At 70.4% G+C, this 15,523-nt stretch carries 17 protein-coding genes; 6 read left to right on the plus strand and 11 right to left on the minus strand.

The window, feature by feature from the left end; all coding sequences use genetic code 11:
* Positions 1–4 precede the first annotated feature (4 nt).
* Positions 5–364: an NADH-quinone oxidoreductase subunit A gene (locus AB5L52_RS18560; RefSeq protein WP_003992243.1), complete on the minus strand. Its 360-nt coding sequence runs from the start codon at positions 362–364 to the stop codon at positions 5–7.
* 752 nt (positions 365–1,116) lie between these two features.
* Here AB5L52_RS18560 and AB5L52_RS18565 point away from each other — a divergent pair.
* Together AB5L52_RS18565 and def are read left to right on the plus strand one after the other, a co-directional pair.
* Positions 1,117–1,917 (plus strand): C40 family peptidase, encoded by an 801-nt coding sequence (locus tag AB5L52_RS18565; protein WP_351575889.1) that lies wholly within the window; start codon positions 1,117–1,119, stop codon positions 1,915–1,917.
* A gap of 151 nt (positions 1,918–2,068) precedes the next feature.
* Positions 2,069–2,692, plus strand: a complete 624-nt coding sequence (def, locus tag AB5L52_RS18570) for a peptide deformylase (protein WP_351575892.1) — start codon at positions 2,069–2,071, stop codon at positions 2,690–2,692.
* On the opposite strand, the gene AB5L52_RS18575 is transcribed toward def, so the two are convergent.
* On the minus strand, positions 2,693–3,985 hold the full coding sequence (locus tag AB5L52_RS18575; protein ID WP_351026830.1) for a geranylgeranyl reductase family protein: 1,293 nt from the start codon (positions 3,983–3,985) through the stop codon (positions 2,693–2,695).
* Between the two features lie 97 nt (positions 3,986–4,082).
* On the opposite strand from AB5L52_RS18575, the gene AB5L52_RS18580 reads away from it, so the two are divergent.
* Together AB5L52_RS18580 and AB5L52_RS18585 are read left to right on the plus strand one after the other, a co-directional pair.
* Positions 4,083–4,601: a GNAT family N-acetyltransferase gene (locus tag AB5L52_RS18580; RefSeq protein WP_369365083.1), complete on the plus strand. Its 519-nt coding sequence runs from the start codon at positions 4,083–4,085 to the stop codon at positions 4,599–4,601.
* Between the two features lie 109 nt (positions 4,602–4,710).
* On the plus strand, positions 4,711–5,019 hold the full coding sequence (locus AB5L52_RS18585; protein WP_351575898.1) for a PASTA domain-containing protein: 309 nt from the start codon (positions 4,711–4,713) through the stop codon (positions 5,017–5,019).
* Between the two features lie 75 nt (positions 5,020–5,094).
* Here AB5L52_RS18585 and AB5L52_RS18590 read toward each other — a convergent pair whose 3' ends face one another.
* The 5 genes from AB5L52_RS18590 to AB5L52_RS18610 all read right to left on the minus strand — a co-directional run bounded on the left by AB5L52_RS18590 (position 5,095) and on the right by AB5L52_RS18610 (position 11,693).
* Entirely contained in the window at positions 5,095–5,790 is a 696-nt protein-coding gene (locus tag AB5L52_RS18590) for a demethylmenaquinone methyltransferase (RefSeq protein ID WP_369365085.1), read from the minus strand.
* A gap of 42 nt (positions 5,791–5,832) precedes the next feature.
* Positions 5,833–6,432 carry a hypothetical protein gene (locus AB5L52_RS18595; RefSeq protein ID WP_351026837.1) on the minus strand — a complete coding sequence of 200 codons (600 nt, stop codon included), beginning with the start codon at positions 6,430–6,432 and terminating at the stop codon, positions 5,833–5,835.
* A 7-nt stretch (positions 6,433–6,439) separates the two neighbouring features.
* The gene (gene mqnC, locus AB5L52_RS18600) at positions 6,440–7,639 is read right to left on the minus strand and encodes a cyclic dehypoxanthinyl futalosine synthase (RefSeq protein ID WP_351026839.1); all 1,200 of its coding nucleotides are present in this window, start codon (positions 7,637–7,639) and stop codon (positions 6,440–6,442) included.
* A 125-nt stretch (positions 7,640–7,764) separates the two neighbouring features.
* Positions 7,765–8,739 carry an A24 family peptidase gene (locus AB5L52_RS18605; protein ID WP_369365088.1) on the minus strand — a complete coding sequence of 325 codons (975 nt, stop codon included), beginning with the start codon at positions 8,737–8,739 and terminating at the stop codon, positions 7,765–7,767.
* The gene (locus AB5L52_RS18610; RefSeq protein WP_369365089.1) at positions 8,736–11,693 is read right to left on the minus strand and encodes a BTAD domain-containing putative transcriptional regulator; all 2,958 of its coding nucleotides are present in this window, start codon (positions 11,691–11,693) and stop codon (positions 8,736–8,738) included. The genes AB5L52_RS18605 and AB5L52_RS18610 overlap by 4 nt, the downstream gene beginning before the upstream one ends.
* A gap of 265 nt (positions 11,694–11,958) precedes the next feature.
* On the opposite strand from AB5L52_RS18610, the gene AB5L52_RS18615 reads away from it, so the two are divergent.
* Both AB5L52_RS18615 and AB5L52_RS18620 read left to right on the plus strand, forming a co-directional pair.
* A complete protein-coding gene (locus AB5L52_RS18615) occupies positions 11,959–12,597 on the plus strand; it encodes a hypothetical protein (RefSeq protein ID WP_369365091.1) in 639 nt (212 codons plus the stop codon).
* Complete coding sequence (locus AB5L52_RS18620) at positions 12,594–13,673, plus strand: hypothetical protein (RefSeq protein ID WP_351575909.1); 1,080 nt, start codon at positions 12,594–12,596, stop codon at positions 13,671–13,673. Before AB5L52_RS18615 ends, AB5L52_RS18620 begins: the two co-directional genes overlap by 4 nt.
* A gap of 7 nt (positions 13,674–13,680) precedes the next feature.
* On the opposite strand, the gene AB5L52_RS18625 is transcribed toward AB5L52_RS18620, so the two are convergent.
* From AB5L52_RS18625 to AB5L52_RS18640, 4 genes are all read right to left on the minus strand, one after another.
* Positions 13,681–14,142, minus strand: coding sequence for a TadE/TadG family type IV pilus assembly protein (locus AB5L52_RS18625; protein WP_369365093.1), 462 nt, complete (start codon positions 14,140–14,142; stop codon positions 13,681–13,683).
* A complete protein-coding gene (locus AB5L52_RS18630; protein ID WP_369368925.1) occupies positions 14,139–14,570 on the minus strand; it encodes a TadE/TadG family type IV pilus assembly protein in 432 nt (143 codons plus the stop codon). Before AB5L52_RS18630 ends, AB5L52_RS18625 begins: the two co-directional genes overlap by 4 nt.
* 119 nt (positions 14,571–14,689) lie before the next feature.
* Entirely contained in the window at positions 14,690–15,151 is a 462-nt protein-coding gene (locus AB5L52_RS18635; RefSeq protein ID WP_351026847.1) for a TadE family protein, read from the minus strand.
* Between the two features lie 67 nt (positions 15,152–15,218).
* Positions 15,219–15,470 (minus strand): hypothetical protein, encoded by a 252-nt coding sequence (locus AB5L52_RS18640; RefSeq protein ID WP_351026849.1) that lies wholly within the window; start codon positions 15,468–15,470, stop codon positions 15,219–15,221.
* Between the last annotated feature and the right edge of the window lie 53 nt (positions 15,471–15,523).

Here is a 15,523-nt window from a genome sequence, read left to right on the forward strand (position 1 = left end):
CCCCTCAGTCCCATTCCAGGCCGCCGCGCCGCCATACGTACGCGTACGCGACGAAGACGGTGAGCACGAAGAGCAGCATCTCCACGAGCCCGAAAATCCCCAGGGCGTCGAAGGTGACGGCCCAGGGGTAGAGGAAGACGATCTCGATGTCGAAGACGATGAAGAGCATCGCCGTCAGGTAGTACTTGATGGGGAAGCGCCCGCCGCCGGCCGGCGTGGGGGTCGGCTCGATACCGCACTCGTAGGCCTCAAGCTTGGCGCGGTTGTACCGCTTCGGACCAATCAGCGTGGCCATGACCACGGAGAAGATCGCAAAGCCTGCCCCGAGGGCTCCCAGTACGAGGATGGGCGCATACGCGTTCACCGCTCCTCGCTCCTCTCAGTCGGCGCTGACTGCTGGCGGTTGCACTGGTGCACCGGGCTCACATCCGCCGCACCGGTCCCACGAACCCCGCTCGTCCCGGGCGAAGATCGAGAACATGTGAAGCAGGTCACAAGCCCAGCTGCCACGCATCTTATGCCCGCCGCTCTGTGATCTGCGACACGGCGTATTCCACAAGCTTTGTGATCTCCACCACCTGACGAAGGAACATGAAGTCGGATGATGGGTGATCTTCATACGCGAAGCGTTCAGTTGATCACCAGAAGTGACATTCTTGCCTGTCGCCGCAGGCCGGAGAGGTCGTCTCAATATCAAGAGACTTCCGCTGCATGCAAATTGGTGCTAGACGCAACGGCTTGATAAAGGACCCCGTTCACACATCGGAGGGAGGCGCGGGGTGCGATGTGGACGCGATGCGAACGCGTGCACGCGTTCACGAGCTCCGCACACGCGGGACGCGACGGTTCCGGTAACCGTTCCGTGACCTCCGCCACATTGATGAGAGGCCCCTGAGAACCGGGCTTGGCCAACCACCTCAAGCAGTGGTAAGCGGGGGGCAATTCGGGCGTAATGATCAAAGACCGTGATCAAGGGCTTGATCACCGACGTCCGCAATGTCCGTTACGGCGTCAATAAAGAGTGACACGCCCGGGATTCATGGTCTCGATTGAGCAACTGTGGCGCAGCACACGTTTCTTGAAGATATGAAGGAGCCCCTGGTACCCGTTATTCCCATGTCCCACACCGCTCACATACGCAGCCACCGGAAGCCCCGCCGCAGCGCGTCGTCCCTCGCGATGCGGGCCGGAGTTGCCGGTGGCGTCCTCAGCTCCCTGGCAGTCGCCGGGGCGTCCGGCTCGGCGACTGCGGCCGAGCCGGTGACGCAGACCCTCGAACTGCCCACCCTGACGGCCGACCTGGCCGCTCAGGCCGCCAAGTCCGCGGACGCCACCCAGCAGGCCGCCGCGAACTACCAGCTGCAGGCCGAGCGTGACACGGCTGCCGCAAACGCCGCGAAGCAGGCCAAGGCGGACCTCGCGGAGGCCAAGCAGAAGGCCGCCGAGGCCAAGAAGAAGGCCGAGGAGGCCGCCCGCAGGGAGGCCGCCGCCCGCGCCTCGCGCAACGCGGACCGGACGACGCTCGCCGCCACGTCGGACTCCGGCAGCACGTCCACGGCGACCGGTTCGGCCGCGTCCGTCATCGCCTTCGTGAAGGCGCAGATCGGCAAGTCCTACGTCCTGGGCGCCTCCGGCCCGAGCGCCTACGACTGCTCCGGCCTGGTGCAGTCCGCCTTCAAGGAGATCGGCGTCAGCCTGCCGCGCGTCTCCCAGGACCAGTCGACCTCCGGCACGCAGGTCTCGCTCAGCAACCTGCAGCCGGGCGACATCCTCTACTGGGGCAGCGCGGGCAGCGCGTACCACGTGGCGGTGTACGTCGGCGACGGTATGTTCGTCGGCGCGCAGAACCCGTCGACCGGCATCGTCGAGAAGCCGCTGTCGTACGACCCGCCGACCGGTGCCGTGCGGGTGCTCTGAGCACTCCAGGCGCCTCTCAACGCGCGTAGGGCCGCAGCCGCTCGGGGGCAGCGGCCCTTGCGCCGTTCCTGGCACGCCAGGGCGCCGCTCCTGACATGCTCGGCACGGACCGCCACTCGGCGGTCCGTCCACGAGCGAAGGAGACCGCGCGATGCCACGCGTGTTCGTACAGGGAAGGCCCGCCGACTACTACCCCCGCCACGCCCCCGAGGCCCGGCGTGGAGCGGTACGCAGGGTCACGGAGGTCGGCGAGGAGGTCCTGCACAAGCCGTGCCGGGATGTCACGGAGTTCGGACCCGACCTCGCCGCACTCATCGACGACATGTTCCTCACCCTGTATGTCGCCGAAGGGGCGGGACTGGCGGCGAACCAGGTCGGGGTCGATCTCCGGCTGTTCGTATACGACTGCCCCGACGACGACGGTGTCCGACATGTCGGGCACGTCGTCAATCCGGTGCTCGAAACGCCCACCAGCGGGCGGCGGCTGCTGGAGGAGGGCGAGGGCTGTCTGTCGGTGCCGGGTGCCGTGATGGCCGTACCGCGGCCGGACCGGGCCGTCGTGCGCGGGCAGGACAAGGACGGCCATCCGCTCGTCGTCGAGGGCACGGGATACTTCGCGCGCTGCCTCATCCATGAGACCGACCACACCAACGGGTACGTCTACCTGGATCGGCTCTCCAAGCGGGAGAAAAAGGACGCGCTGCGGCAGATGGCGGCCCGGCGGGACGAGGTGTTCGCCCGCCGGGCCGCCAACACGGCCGCGCTCAGCGTCTAGTCACGCCTTCGGGGCCACCTTGCTCAGGCCGTTGATGATGCGGTCCATCGCGTCGCCGCCCGTGGGGTCGGTGAGGTTCGCGAGGAGCTTGAGGGTGAACTTCATCAGCATCGGGTGCGTGAGGCCGCGCTGGGCGGCGATCTGCATGACCTTCGGGTTGCCGATGAGCTTCACGAAGGCGCGGCCGAGCGTGTAGTAGCCGCCGTAGGTGTCCTTGAGGACGCGCGGGTAGCGCTGCAGGGCGATCTCGCGCTGGGCGGGCGTGGCCCGCGCGTGGGCCTGGACGATGACGTCGGCGGCGATCTGGCCGGACTCCATGGCGTAGGCGATGCCCTCGCCGTTGAAGGGGTTCACCAGGCCGCCGGCGTCGCCGACCAGCAGCAGTCCGCGCGTGTAGTGCGGCTGGCGGTTGAAGGCCATGGGCAGGGCGGCGCCGCGGATCGGGCCGGTCATGTTCTCGGGGGTGTAGCCCCAGTCCTCGGGCATGGAGGCGCACCAGGCCTTGAGGATCTCGCGCCAGTCCAGTTCCTTGAAGGAGGCGGAGGTGTTGAGGACGCCGAGGCCGACGTTGGACGTGCCGTCGCCCATGCCGAAGATCCAGCCGTAGCCGGGCAGCAGGCGGTCCTGGGCGCCGCGGCGGTCCCACAGCTCCAGCCAGGACTCCAGGTAGTCGTCCTCGTGGCGGGGCGAGGTGAAGTACGTCCGCACCGCGACGCCCATGGGGCGGTCCTCGCGGCGGTGCAGGCCCATCGCGAGGGACAGGCGGGTGGAGTTGCCGTCGGCGGCCACGACCAGCGGCGCGTGGAAGGTGACCTCGCGCTTCTCCTCGCCGAGCTTGGCGGTGACGCCGGTGATGCGGCCGGTGCGGTCGTCGAGGACGGGACCGGAGACGTTGCAGCGCTCGTAGAGGCGGGCGCCGGCCTTCTGGGCGTTGCGGGCGAGCTGCTCGTCGAAGTCGTCACGCTTGCGGACGAGGCCGTAGTTCGGATACGCGGCGAGATCCGGCCAGTCCAGCTGGAGGCGGGAGCCGCCGCCGATGATGCGCAGGCCCTTGTTGCGCAGCCAGCCGGCCTCCTCGGAGATGTCGATGCCCATGGCCACGAGCTGCTTCACCGCGCGCGGGGTGAGACCGTCGCCGCAGACCTTCTCGCGCGGGAACTCGGTCTTCTCCAGGAGCAGGACGTCGAGACCGGCCTTGGCGAGGTGGTAGGCGGTCGTGGAGCCGGCCGGCCCCGCGCCGACCACGATCACGTCGGCGGTGTTCTCGGAGAGGGGCTCCTTCACGACGGTCACGGCGGGATCTCCCCAAGTTCGAAATCTGCGTGCCGACCGGCACTGGACATGGGCAGTCTATTCAGCAGAATTGATCACCCGGCTGAAGGGCTGCCCTGTGAACCGACCTCTCCCCGTGGTACGGCTGCGCGTCCCCACTCACGAGGACGCGATCGCCTGGCACCGGGTCTTCGCCGACCCCGAGGTCATGGAGTTCTACGGCGGCAGGCCGGCCGCGCTGTCGGTCTACGAGGAACTCACCGCGCGGCAGCGACGGCACGACGCGGAACTGGGCTTCTGCCTGTGGACCATGCTGGACGAGTCCGGCGAGGTGATCGGCTTCACCGGGGCGCAGCCCTGGCGGCCCGACTGGGGTCCGGTCGGCGAGACGGAGATCGGCTGGCGGCTCGGCCGCGCGCACTGGGGCAAGGGGTATGTCACCGCGGCCGCGCGCGAGACGGTCCGGCGGGTGCGGGCGGCCGGGGTGCCGCAGGTGGTGGCGGTGGTCCGCCCGGGCAACGAGCGGTCGATCGCGGTGACCCGGCGGCTCGGCATGGAGCCCGCGGAGACCTATCCGCACCCCCTGCTGGACGAGCGGGCCCTCTGCTTCCGACTCAGCCTCAATCACGCACAGTAGTCATCTGTTACAGAAAGACACCGATCTCTTCCGGCCGAGGCACGCGAGAGTTACTCTTCCAGTACCGCTGGGGGTGACATCTGTGCGCATAACACCCAAAACACCCGAAGTGCGCGTGCCGCGACTGGTCGGACTGATGGCCGTGGACGCGCGTGAAACGGCCCGGGCGCAGGGCCTGTTCCTCAACGCGCCCGACCGCCCGGACTTCCACCTCACGGTCGTCGACTACGTCGTACGCCAGTACCCGCAGCCCGGCGCCGAGGTGCCGCGGGAGTCGATGGTGTACGTGTGGTTCGACTTCGGTGACGGAGAGGGCGGCGGGGGCGTGCGCGAGCCACGCATCCCGCGGCCGCCCACCGGCGGCATGCAACGCGAACTCGGCGAGCCCGGCGACGCCTTCGAGATGATCGACCGCTGAGCCGCCGGCCGGCGCCGCAGGGACTCGGCTCTCCTGTGCAGCCGCGGGATTCGGCCTTCCTCGGAGCCGCGGGGCTCAGCTCTCCTTGAAGCCCCGGTGCAGTGCGACCACGCCGCCGGTGAGGTTGCGGTACGCCACCTTCGACCAGCCCGCCTTGCGCAGCCGTTCGGCGAGGGCGGGCTGGTTGGGCCAGGCGCGGATGGACTCGGCGAGGTAGACGTAGGCGTCCGGGTTCGAGGAGACCGCGCGCGCGACCGGGGGCAGCGCCCGCATCAGGTACTCGGTATAGACGGTGCGGAACGGCGCCCAGGTCGGATGCGAGAACTCGCAGATCACCACGCGACCGCCGGGCCGGGTCACCCGGTACATCTCGCGCAGGGCCGTGTCCGTGTCCTGGACGTTGCGCAGCCCGAAGGAGATCGTCACGGCGTCGAAGGTGTCGTCCTTGAACGGCAGCTTCGTCGCGTCGCCGGCCGTGAACGGCAGCCAGGTGTGCTTCCGCTTGCCGACCTGGAGCATCCCGAGCGAGAAGTCGCAGGGGACGACGTACGCGCCCGTCCGTGCGAAGGGCAGCGAGGAGGTCGCCGTACCGGCGGCCAGGTCGAGGATCTTCTGCGCGGGGCGCGCGTCGACCGCCTGCGCCCCCTCCTTGCGCCAGCGCCGGTCCTGGCCGAGCGACAGCACGTCGTTCGTCAGGTCGTACCGTTCCGCCACGTCGTCGAACATCGAGGCGACTTCGTGCGGCTGCTTGTTCAGGGAAGCGCGGGTCACCTGCTCATTGTTGCAGCCCGGGTTCAGAGGACCGCGCGCGGCTCAGCGGCCCCGGTACACCAACCGTCCGCCGATCACGGTCGCCACGCAGGTGCCGGCGCCGCGGCGGACCAGTTCGGCGCGGTCCGCGACGTCGAACACGGCGAAGCGGGCGGGCCCGCCCGGGACGAGCCGCGGCAGCAGGACCAGCGGGGTCGGGGACAGCGCCGCCGGGCCCGGAAGGCGTTCGGGCCGCTGCCCCACCACGAGCCCGGCCCTGCGCACCGCGTCGACCACGGCCCGCGACCGCAGTTCCCCGGCCACCGCCACCGTGCCGTGGGCCAGCATCCGCTGCACCCCGCGTCGCGCGCTCGCGCCGAGGCGTGCGGGATCACCGCGGAAGATCTCCCGCGCCCGCTCCCCGCCGATGGGCTCGGTGCCGAGGACGTCGGCCTCGCGGGGGTCGGGGTGGTAGGTGGCCTCCAGCAGCTCCGGACCGTACGGGTTCAGCAGCCCCGGGGTGAGGATGCCGGGCCAACGCCGCACCCTGGCCCGGGGCTCGGCGGCGGCCAGTTCTTCGTACGGGCCGACGGCGGCCACGGACGCCCCGTCGACCAGGACCGCCGTCTCGGGAGACCGCTCGGCGACGTGAAGTGTCAGCACAGCGCGCCTAGTTGGACGCCAGCAGCTTCAGCTCCGGGTGTGCCGTGCCGCCCTCGATGGCCGTGGAGGAGATGTGGGAGACCACGCGGTCGTCGACGGGGTCGTTCGCCGGGTCGTCGTGCACGACCAGGTGCTCGTACGTCGTGGCACGCTGCGCCGGGACCCGGCCCGCCTTGCGGATCAGGTCGATGATCTCCAGGCGGTTGGAGCGGTGCTTGGCGCCGGCCGAGGAGACCACGTTCTCCTCCAGCATGATCGAGCCGAGGTCGTCCGCGCCGTAGTGCAGGGACAGCTGGCCGACCTCCTTGCCGGTGGTCAGCCAGGAGCCCTGGATGTGCTGGATGTTGTCCATGAACAGCCGCGCGATGGCGATCATCCGCAGGTACTCGAAGAGCGTGGCCTGGGTGCGGCCCTTCAGGTGGTTGTTCTCGGGCTGGTAGGTGTACGGGATGAAGGCGCGGAAGCCGCCCGTGCGGTCCTGGACGTCCCGGATCATGCGCAGGTGCTCGATGCGCTCGGCGTTGGTCTCGCCGGTGCCCATGAGCATGGTGGAGGTGGACTCCACGCCCAGCCTGTGCGCGGTCTCCATGATCTCCAGCCAGCGCTCGCCGGACTCCTTCAGGGGCGCGATGGCCTTGCGGGGGCGCTCGGGAAGGAGTTCCGCGCCGGCGCCCGCGAAGGAGTCCAGGCCGGCCTCGTGGATCCGGGTGATGGCCTCCTCGACCGACACACCGGAGATCCGGGCCATGTGCTCGACCTCGGAGGCGCCCAGCGAGTGGATCACCAGCTGGGGGAAGGCGTCCTTGATGGCCTTGAAGTGCTTCTCGTAGTACTCGACACCGAAGTCCGGGTGGTGGCCGCCCTGGAACATGATCTGGGTGCCGCCCAGCTCGACGGTCTCCGCGCAGCGGCGCAGGATGTCGTCGAGGTCGCGGGTCCAGCCCTTGTCCTTGTCCTTGGGGGCCGCGTAGAAGGCGCAGAACTTGCACGCCGTGACGCACACGTTCGTGTAGTTGATGTTGCGCTCGATGATGTACGTCGCGATGTGCTCGACACCGGCGTACTTGCGGCGGCGTACGGCGTCGGCGGCGGCGCCCAGCGCGTGCAGCGGGGCGTCGCGGTAGAGGTCGAGCGCCTCTTCCGGGGTGATCCGCCCACCGGCTGCGGCACGGTCGAGGACAGACTGGAGGTCGGTCTTCTCGGTCACCAGAGGGTCCCTTTCGTCAAGGGTTGTGGACGGACCGAACCAGCCTACGCCAGGCCCTTTGGCGCCGTGGATCCGGCTCGGTGCGGCCGAGGACGATCCGGTGGCCGCCCAGTCCGTCCGGCGCGCTACGTCGCGTACGCCCCCGCCAGCAGCCCCAGGAACGCTCCCGCGATCAGGAACGGCCCGAACGCGATCGCCGTCTTGCGCCCGGCCCGCCGTACGACGACGAGCGCACCGCCGTACAGCGCGCCGAGCAGAAAGCCGGCGAAGGTGCCGAGGAGGACCGTGGCCCAGCCGTACCAGCCGAGTACGGCACCCATGCCGACGGCCAGCTTCACATCGCCGAAGCCCATGCCGGCGGGGTTGATGAGGAACAGCACGAAATAGCCGGCGCCCAGGGCGAGGGCACCGTAGAGCGCGGTGAGCCAGTGGCCCGCGTGCCCGGGCAGCAGCGCGGCGAGGCCCAGCAGGGCGAGGGCGGCCGCGGCGAGCGGCAGGGTCAGCGGGTCGGGCAGCCGCTGCACCCGGAAGTCGATCACGGCCAGCAGCACCCCGGCGGGCACGAGCAGCAGCCAGACCGCCAACTCCGGCCGCGCGCCGGTCGTGACGGCCAGGGCGGCGCAGGCCAGGGCGGTGGCGAGGGAGAGGAGCGGGGCGGAGGGAGGCTGCGGTGGGGTGGGGGTGGGCAAGGCGGGAGTCGTCCGTGGGGTGGAGGTGGACGGGGCGGAGGGAGTCGTCCGTGGGGTGACGGTGGGCGGCGCAGGGGCCACGTGCGGCGGCTCGGCCGACGCCTCGGCGGCGGGCGACGCCTCGGACGCGGAGGCCACCTCGGCCGCGGGCAACGCCCCTGCGGCGCGGGACGCCCCTGCGGCGTGGGACGCCTCGGCTGCGTTCGGCCGCTCGGGGAGGTGTGTGTCGGCTCGTCCGCACTCCGCGCAGCGGGCCGGTCCGAGCCAGCCGCGCAGCGCATGTCCCCGTGCGCACCGGTCCCGCCAGTGCTCCCCCGCCGGGACGGTGAAGCGGTAGGCGGCCCTGGGGAGCGTCGCTCCCGCCGCCGCGCCCCACAGCGCGGCGAGGGCCCACAACAGCGCGTGGCTCATCCGGCCGCGGCGACGCCCTCGCGCCAGGTCGGCAGGAGTTCGTCGAGAAGCGCCTCGGTGCGCGGCGGCAGACCGCGGGCACCGCTGCGGGACAGGAGGTCGGCGGCGCGGGCGCGCAGCCGGTCCGGGTCGCCGGTGACGTGGGTGGCGCGCAGCGACTCGTTCCACAGGCGCTCGTCCGCGGGCGCCGTCTTCAGGGCCGCTTCCAGTGCCTCGATGGCCTTCTCCGCGCGGTCCTTCTCCAAGTGGAACGCCGAGAGCGCGAGACCGATGTCCGCCACCAGCAGCGGGAGCTGGGCGTCGATGATCTCGTGGCCGAGCCAGCCGTACCGGCTCTTGGGGCGGTCTTCGAGGAGCGGGCCGCGCACGAGCCCCAGCGCGTCGGTGAGCAGACGGCCGCGGACCGCGCGGTTGTCGACGCCCTTGCCCTGGGTGGCCTCGTGGTAGAGGGAGCGCAGCACGTCCAGGTCGGAGACGACGGACTGGGTGAGGATGAGCCGACCGGTCGCGTCGGTCTGCAGGCGGGCGGCGCCGTCGGGGTCGGTGCCCAGCCAGACGCGCAGCCGCTCGACGAGGGCGTCGCGGACGTCCTCGGTCACGCCGCGGGGCCACAGCGCGGCGGCGAGCACGCGCGGGTGGACGCCCTCCCGGTGCAGGAGCAGCAGCGCGAGCGCCTCCTGGAGCAGAGCGCTGCGCTCGTCCTCCGGGGTGTCGAGGCCGATGATCTCGTACGGCCCGACGAGGCGCGCGTACACCGCGGGCCGACCCTGTTCGGAGATGTCGACGAGGAAGGGCGGGGTGGTGGTCGGGCCGTCCGGGTCGCGCTCCGGGTCGACCTGGGCGAACAGCTCCACCACCGCGCGCTGCTGCGCGGCCGGCAGCAGCTGGGCGTTCAGCTCCAGGCCGAGCAGCGGAGCGAGCAGCTTGCCCTCGTGGGTGATCTGCATCTCCCAGGCGGCGCCGGGCAGGTCGTCGGTCTCGGTGCCGACGAGGTAGCCGATGCCGAGGCGGCTGGCGTCGGCGGCGAGTTCGGCGAGCTTGACCGCGTCCTCGGCGGAGGGCTGGGCGGCCAGCAGTACCAGGTGGGGGGCCCAACGGGTGTGCTGGGCGGGGCCGGTGCGTCCGGTGAGGACGGAGTCGTGGCCGGCGGCACCGAGTGCGCCGCGCCGCTGCCGGGTCTCGGCCTCCATGGTCTCGATCAGCGCCTCGATGCCGTCGAGGTGGCGCAGCCGGTTGGGCGCGAGCGGGGTGAGGTCCTCGCCGAAGCCGACGAGGGTGATGGTCATGCGGTCCGACCAGCCGCTGGTGGCGAGTTCGGCGGCGACCGAGGCGAACACGGCGGCCCGGTCGGATTCGCGGCCGCTGAGCGAGACGATGCCGGGCACCGCCTCCAGATTGAGCAGCAGCCGGGAGTCGTCCATGGTGCCGAGGCTCACCAGGCCGGGGTAGGGAGCGGCGGTGTCGGTGTCGTCGTAGCGCTCGGCGTCCGTGCGGGACAGCACCCAGAACGTCTGGTCCTGTCCTGGCCGCCAGGGCGCCGGCGGCTTCCCGGCGGGCTGGGCGAGCTGGAGGTGCAGATCGCCGTGGCTGAGCCAGGCGGCGTAGACGACGGGCAGCGGGCGGGACTCGGCGGCGAGGGCGGCGGCGAGCCCGCGCAGCGACCGGTCCAGCAGCCGTACGGCCCCGGGGTCGGCGCCGACGAGCAGCGCGTCCTGGGCGTTCTGGGCGTCGCCGGTCGGGGTGGGCGGCTGCATGCCGCGCCGGCCGCCGACCGCGGCGAGCGCCGACTGCCACAGCGCCTGCCGGCGCCGGTGGCCGAGGGCGGCGAGCAGACCGGCGGCGAGCAGGGGGGCGCCGACGAGGGCCTCGGACAGGCCGAAGGAGTGGTCCTGCGAGGCGGTGGCGTGCTGCCGGGTCTGCTGTCCGGCGCCGTCGGCACCCGTGCCCTCGGCCGGCCCGCGCTGCTCGGGCAGGGACACATGGCCGCCGCCCTGGGAGTGCCGCTCCGGTCCGTGGGCGTGCCGGCCCTGTTCGTGGGCGTGGTGGCCGGACTTGTCGTACTCCTGGATCTGCTTCTGCGCGGCGTGGGAGATGTGCGCATCGGGCATCTCGACGAGTTCGCCGCCGTGGGCGTCGCCGGGCATCTCCATGACCCAGCCGGGACGGATCAGGCTGGCCTCGGTGAGGCGGGAACCGTCGACCTGGAGACGGTCCTTGTTGAGTTCGTAGATCTCCTTGTACCGGCGGCCGTCGCCGAGGTGGCGCTGGGCTATCTCCCACAGGGAGTCGTGGTGGCGGCCCTCGGGCGGCTGGATCCGGTAGAACTTGGTGGCTCCGTGCTTGCCGCCGTCCGACTGGGCCTGCGCCGCGACGTGGTCCGCCTGTTCGGCGACGGCCGCCGCGGTGGCCTTGGCCTGCTGCTGGGAGAGCAGCCCCGGGGTCTGCTGAGCGGCGGCGACCGTGCCCTTGTGGTTGCCCTCCGGAGCGGAGTTGTGCCCGAGCTGGGAGAGGCCGGGCGTGAGGCTTGCGGCGGTGGCGCCGACGAGGAGCAGCGCGGTGACGAGCTGCCGCGCGAGCAACTGGCTGGGACCGGCGCCCGGGACGCGGCCGGGCAGGCCGACACCGGAGAGGGCGGCCTTGACCTCCACGAGCACACAGGCGGTGAACTGCGCCCAGGCGAACCAGACGACGACCGTGAGGACGTGCAGGAAGGTCTGCACGGTGATCTCCTGCGTCAGCCAGTGCTGCGACGGCATCCCGTGCGGCAGCGGCCAGCCCACGAAGTAGGCCAGCGCGCCGGGTACGCCGACGACGAGGGCGAGCAGGGCGACGAACGCGAGGAACGCCATGACGAAGTCCCCGAACGTCCGCCGCCGCACACGCACCGGCTGAGGTGTCCGATTCCTCGGGCCCGTCGGGCTTCCCGTCGAGCCTGATGTGCTGCGTCGCGCCATGGCGGGTGTCCTGGGTCGTATGGGCGGGAAATGTGGTCGGGGTGCTGAGAGCCTACAGAGATCTTATTGACTCGGACTGACAGCGTCGAAGGGGCGGCCAGACCGACACCGCGGTCCCCGGCCTGCTCGGGCACCCTCCGCTCCGGCCACCCGCCGACTCTGCACAAGTTCCACACAACCCCCCGCTGTTCCCCAAGGGGCTGTCATACCCCCCTGATACTTTCGTTCATTGCGACACACACCGACCTCCGGGGGAGACTCAACCGTGGCCCGCCGCACCCTGATCCTCACCACCATGACCACCACCGCAGCCCTGCTGCTCACCGCCTGCGGCGGGGGCGGAAAGACAGACGGCATCAAGGGGGCGGACAAGGGGTCGAGCAGTCCTTCGGCTTCCGCCACGACTGGTGGCAGCGGTCCGGACGTCAGCGTTCCGAAGGACCTGAACCTGGTCTTCGACTTCACCAAGCCGTCCAACGCACAGCAGGCGGCTGCGCTCGCCGACGCGGAGAACTACATCCGGGCGCTGAAGCACGGCATCGTCAAGCAGGACCCGAACGACCCCGCGTACCAGTACTACTCGGGCGGCCAGGCGGCGCAGTACGCCAAGTCGCAGATTCAGGCGTGGGTGAAGGGAGGGTGGACCGCCACCGGGACGGACAAGTACTACGCCGCGAACGTCACCCCGATGACCGGCGGCAAGCGCGTCCTCGTCTCCTTCTGCCGAAACCAGGCGAAGTTCTACGGCAAGGAGATCAAGACCGGCAAGATCCTCTACACCAAGGAAAGCCTGAGCAGCTACGAGAAGTTCAGTCTGCTGATGTTCCCGCCGTCGGGTTCCGCCGGCGCCTGGAAGGCCCAGGTCGCCGAGGTCGTGGGCAAGGCGAAGGAGTGCCAGTCATGAAGTCCTCGCTGCTCGCACAGCGGTTGACCTCGACGGTTGTTGTCACGCTCATGGTGTGCAGCGGTGGCGCCGCATATGCCGACGGCCCCACAGGTGACACGACGGGGCACAAGCCTTCCGGCCCCGCCGGCGGAGCCAACGCCAACAACATCTACGCCTCCGCCGCCTACTCCCACATCAAGGTCCGTCAAGTGAGCGGTCCCACCGGTGGCAAGCAGGGCAGCCTCTCCTCGGTGGACGTCAATTGGAAGCCCCCCGCCTGCTGGTACGAGCCCGTCTTCACCGGCGAGGAGCTCAAGGCGTTCGTGGACAGGACGAACGGCGCCGGCGACGTCGGAATCCATCAGTCGTGGTTCGGCAAGGGGCTGTGGACCGACCACTACCAGGACGGCAAGCCCGAGGCGAACTTCGACGACACCTTGTCGATGGCTCCGGGGTACAAGAACTACAACATAGGCAAGAACGGCTACTTCTGGCGCAGCGTCGCCCCCGACGACCAGGACCCCGATTCCTGGCAGTGTGGAAAGATCATGTTCTGGCAGGACGCCGACGTGGTACCGAAGGTCCCCCACGCCCCCACGCCGAAGATGCTCGCCGAGTACGCCTACAACCAGATCAAGGTCCCCGACACCGAGATCGAGCTCAAGCCCACCGCCAAGTCCACTGTGAACGTGCCCACTTGGATCTGGCTGGACAAGGGCAAGTTCCAGGAGATCAAGGTCCGTGCGGAACTCCCCCGGACCAACCTCTGGGCCGAGACGACCGCCAAGCCGGTCGCCCTCCATCTGGATCCCGGCACGGAGGACGCCTCGACCCTCCCCGCCTCGGGCAACTGCACGATCAACGACGACGGTTCGATCGGTACGCCGTGGGTCAAGGGAGACGGCGACAAGACCCCGCCGTGCGGCATCAAGTACCTGCGCGCCACGAACGGCACGCCGTACCAGCTGAAGGCCAGCATCACCTGGCAGATCACCTGGAAGGGCTCCGACGGCAGCGGCGGCGGCCTTCCCGACGGCACCTTCGAGACGACTCAGGACATGAACGTCCAGGAGATCCAGTCGGTCAACCGGTGAGTCCGGCTCAGCCGACCTCGTTCTTCGCATCCGAGCGGCCGTGTACGACCACGTCGCCGCCGTAGAACAGGCCCGTGAACACGGGCTGGTAGGTCAGCTGGACCTCGACCTGCACATGCGCGGCGTCGGCCGCGACGCAGTGCGTCGCGCCGACGTCCGTGGCGTTCAGGCCCATCTCGCGGGCGAACGCCTTCACCCGGGCGTCGCAGTCCTGGTACTTGATCGGCGCCGCGCCGCCCGCGTTCTCGTACAGGGCGTCCTTGTCGATGTCCTGCGCGGCGTACCGGGCGGCCTGTTCCGCGATGTCGGCGGCGCGTTCCCGCTTGGAGATGGACAGGCCGCCGTCGATGACGAAGGCCGCCAGGGAGAGGAAGACCAGGGCGAAGATGATGACCGCGCCCGCGCCGGAGCCCGTGTCGTCCAGGCGGTTTCGGCGCGCGGCCCACCAGGTGCGTACGACGTCTCTCACGCGGACCTCCGGTACGGGTCCAGCGGGGAGGAGAAGCGGGCGGAGAGCTGGGTCGGCACGTCCAGTCCCAGCATGGCGAGGCCCCGGACCTGGCAGCTGACCTCCACCGTGAAGAACGGGTCGACGTCCGGGTTGAAACCGCTGCTCGTCTGGACCACCGAGACCGGCCCGGAGCAGACGTCCGCCAGGTCCGACTCCGCGGCCTTGCGCGCCTCGGACATCGCGAGCGCGTGGTCCTTCTGGATGGAGCCGGCCCGTGCCGCGTCCCGGGCCGCGCCGTCGATCGCGCCGCGCCCGTCGACGAGTTGCCCGAAGGCCACCAGCACCAGGATGAAGAGGATCATCACGGGGGCGAGGATGACGACCTCGACCGTGGACAGGCCACGGTCGGCGGCCGGCCCGCGGCAGGAGGCGGATCGCCTTCTCAGCCAGGCGTGCACCGGCTCCCCCCAGGACTGCACCGACTCCCGGCAGAACGGCACCGGTTCGCGCGAGGACCGCACCGGTTCGCGCCAGGAGCGCACCGGTTCCCTCGGCCCGCAGACCATCAGTTCCCGCCCTCCTTCACGAACCGCTCCACCGGTCCCACCGACTGTGCGTGGACGGTGAGGTCCAGGCCCGGGAACACGGTCGGTATCCGCGCCGAGATCTCCACCCCGACCGTGTGCTGCTCCGGCTGGATCGTCTGCACGTCCGGGGAGAGCACCAGTTGCGGACCGAGCTGGCGGATGTAGGAGTCGACCACGTCCCGCGCCTCACCGCGCCAGGCGCCGGGCTGCTCGTCGGCCGTGGCGCGCGCCTTGCGGGCCCCCGCCTGGGCCGCGGCCTGGGCCACGTGGTCCGCGAAGAAGTACAGGGCGAACTGGACGGTCGCGAAGATCAAGAAGAAGAGGACCGGCGTGAGCAACACGAACTCGATCGCGGTCATGCCGGAGTCGGCGGTCCGGCCACGTGCGGCCGCCGCCCGGCGGCGCACCCAGCTGCCGAGACTCACCACTACCCCCGTCATCCCCGTTCTGTTCTACAACGCCTGTACTGCGACTACTCGTCCTACGGCTGCCAGGTCCTCCGACCGCTCAGCAGGTCTTGTCCGCGCTCGCGCCCTTGATGCAGTCACCAACCTTGGTGGCGCCGCCCTTCAGGGCTCCGTTGATGATGGCGGCCACCACGCCGACGATCGCCACGACGACCGCGGAGATGATGACCCACTCCACCGCCGAGGCACCACGGTCCAGTTCACCGGAGCGGGCACGCTCGACGCGGCCGCGCAGGAAGGTGACCAGGAAGTCCACCGCCGGAATCCCGGTGTTGAAGTTCCGTGTGTTCATTGTGGGTTGTCCCCCTTTGTTCTCTCGTTACAGCAGTTGGCAGTAGGTTCGCG

The organism is Streptomyces sp. CG4 (genome assembly GCF_041080655.1).
Classification (GTDB): domain Bacteria; phylum Actinomycetota; class Actinomycetes; order Streptomycetales; family Streptomycetaceae; genus Streptomyces.

Coding starts and splice junctions, on each gene's coding strand:
- AB5L52_RS18565 (WP_351575889.1), top strand. CDS start 1,117: ATGTCCCACACCGCTCACATACGCAGCCACCGGAAGCCCCGCCGCAGC.
- AB5L52_RS18640 (WP_351026849.1), bottom strand. CDS start 15,470: ATGAACACACGGAACTTCAACACCGGGATTCCGGCGGTGGACTTCCTG.
- AB5L52_RS18635 (WP_351026847.1), bottom strand. CDS start 15,151: ATGACGGGGGTAGTGGTGAGTCTCGGCAGCTGGGTGCGCCGCCGGGCG.
- AB5L52_RS18605 (WP_369365088.1), bottom strand. CDS start 8,739: ATGAGCCACGCGCTGTTGTGGGCCCTCGCCGCGCTGTGGGGCGCGGCG.
- AB5L52_RS18620 (WP_351575909.1), top strand. CDS start 12,594: ATGAAGTCCTCGCTGCTCGCACAGCGGTTGACCTCGACGGTTGTTGTC.
- AB5L52_RS18610 (WP_369365089.1), bottom strand. CDS start 11,693: ATGGCGCGACGCAGCACATCAGGCTCGACGGGAAGCCCGACGGGCCCG.
- def (WP_351575892.1), top strand. CDS start 2,069: ATGCCACGCGTGTTCGTACAGGGAAGGCCCGCCGACTACTACCCCCGC.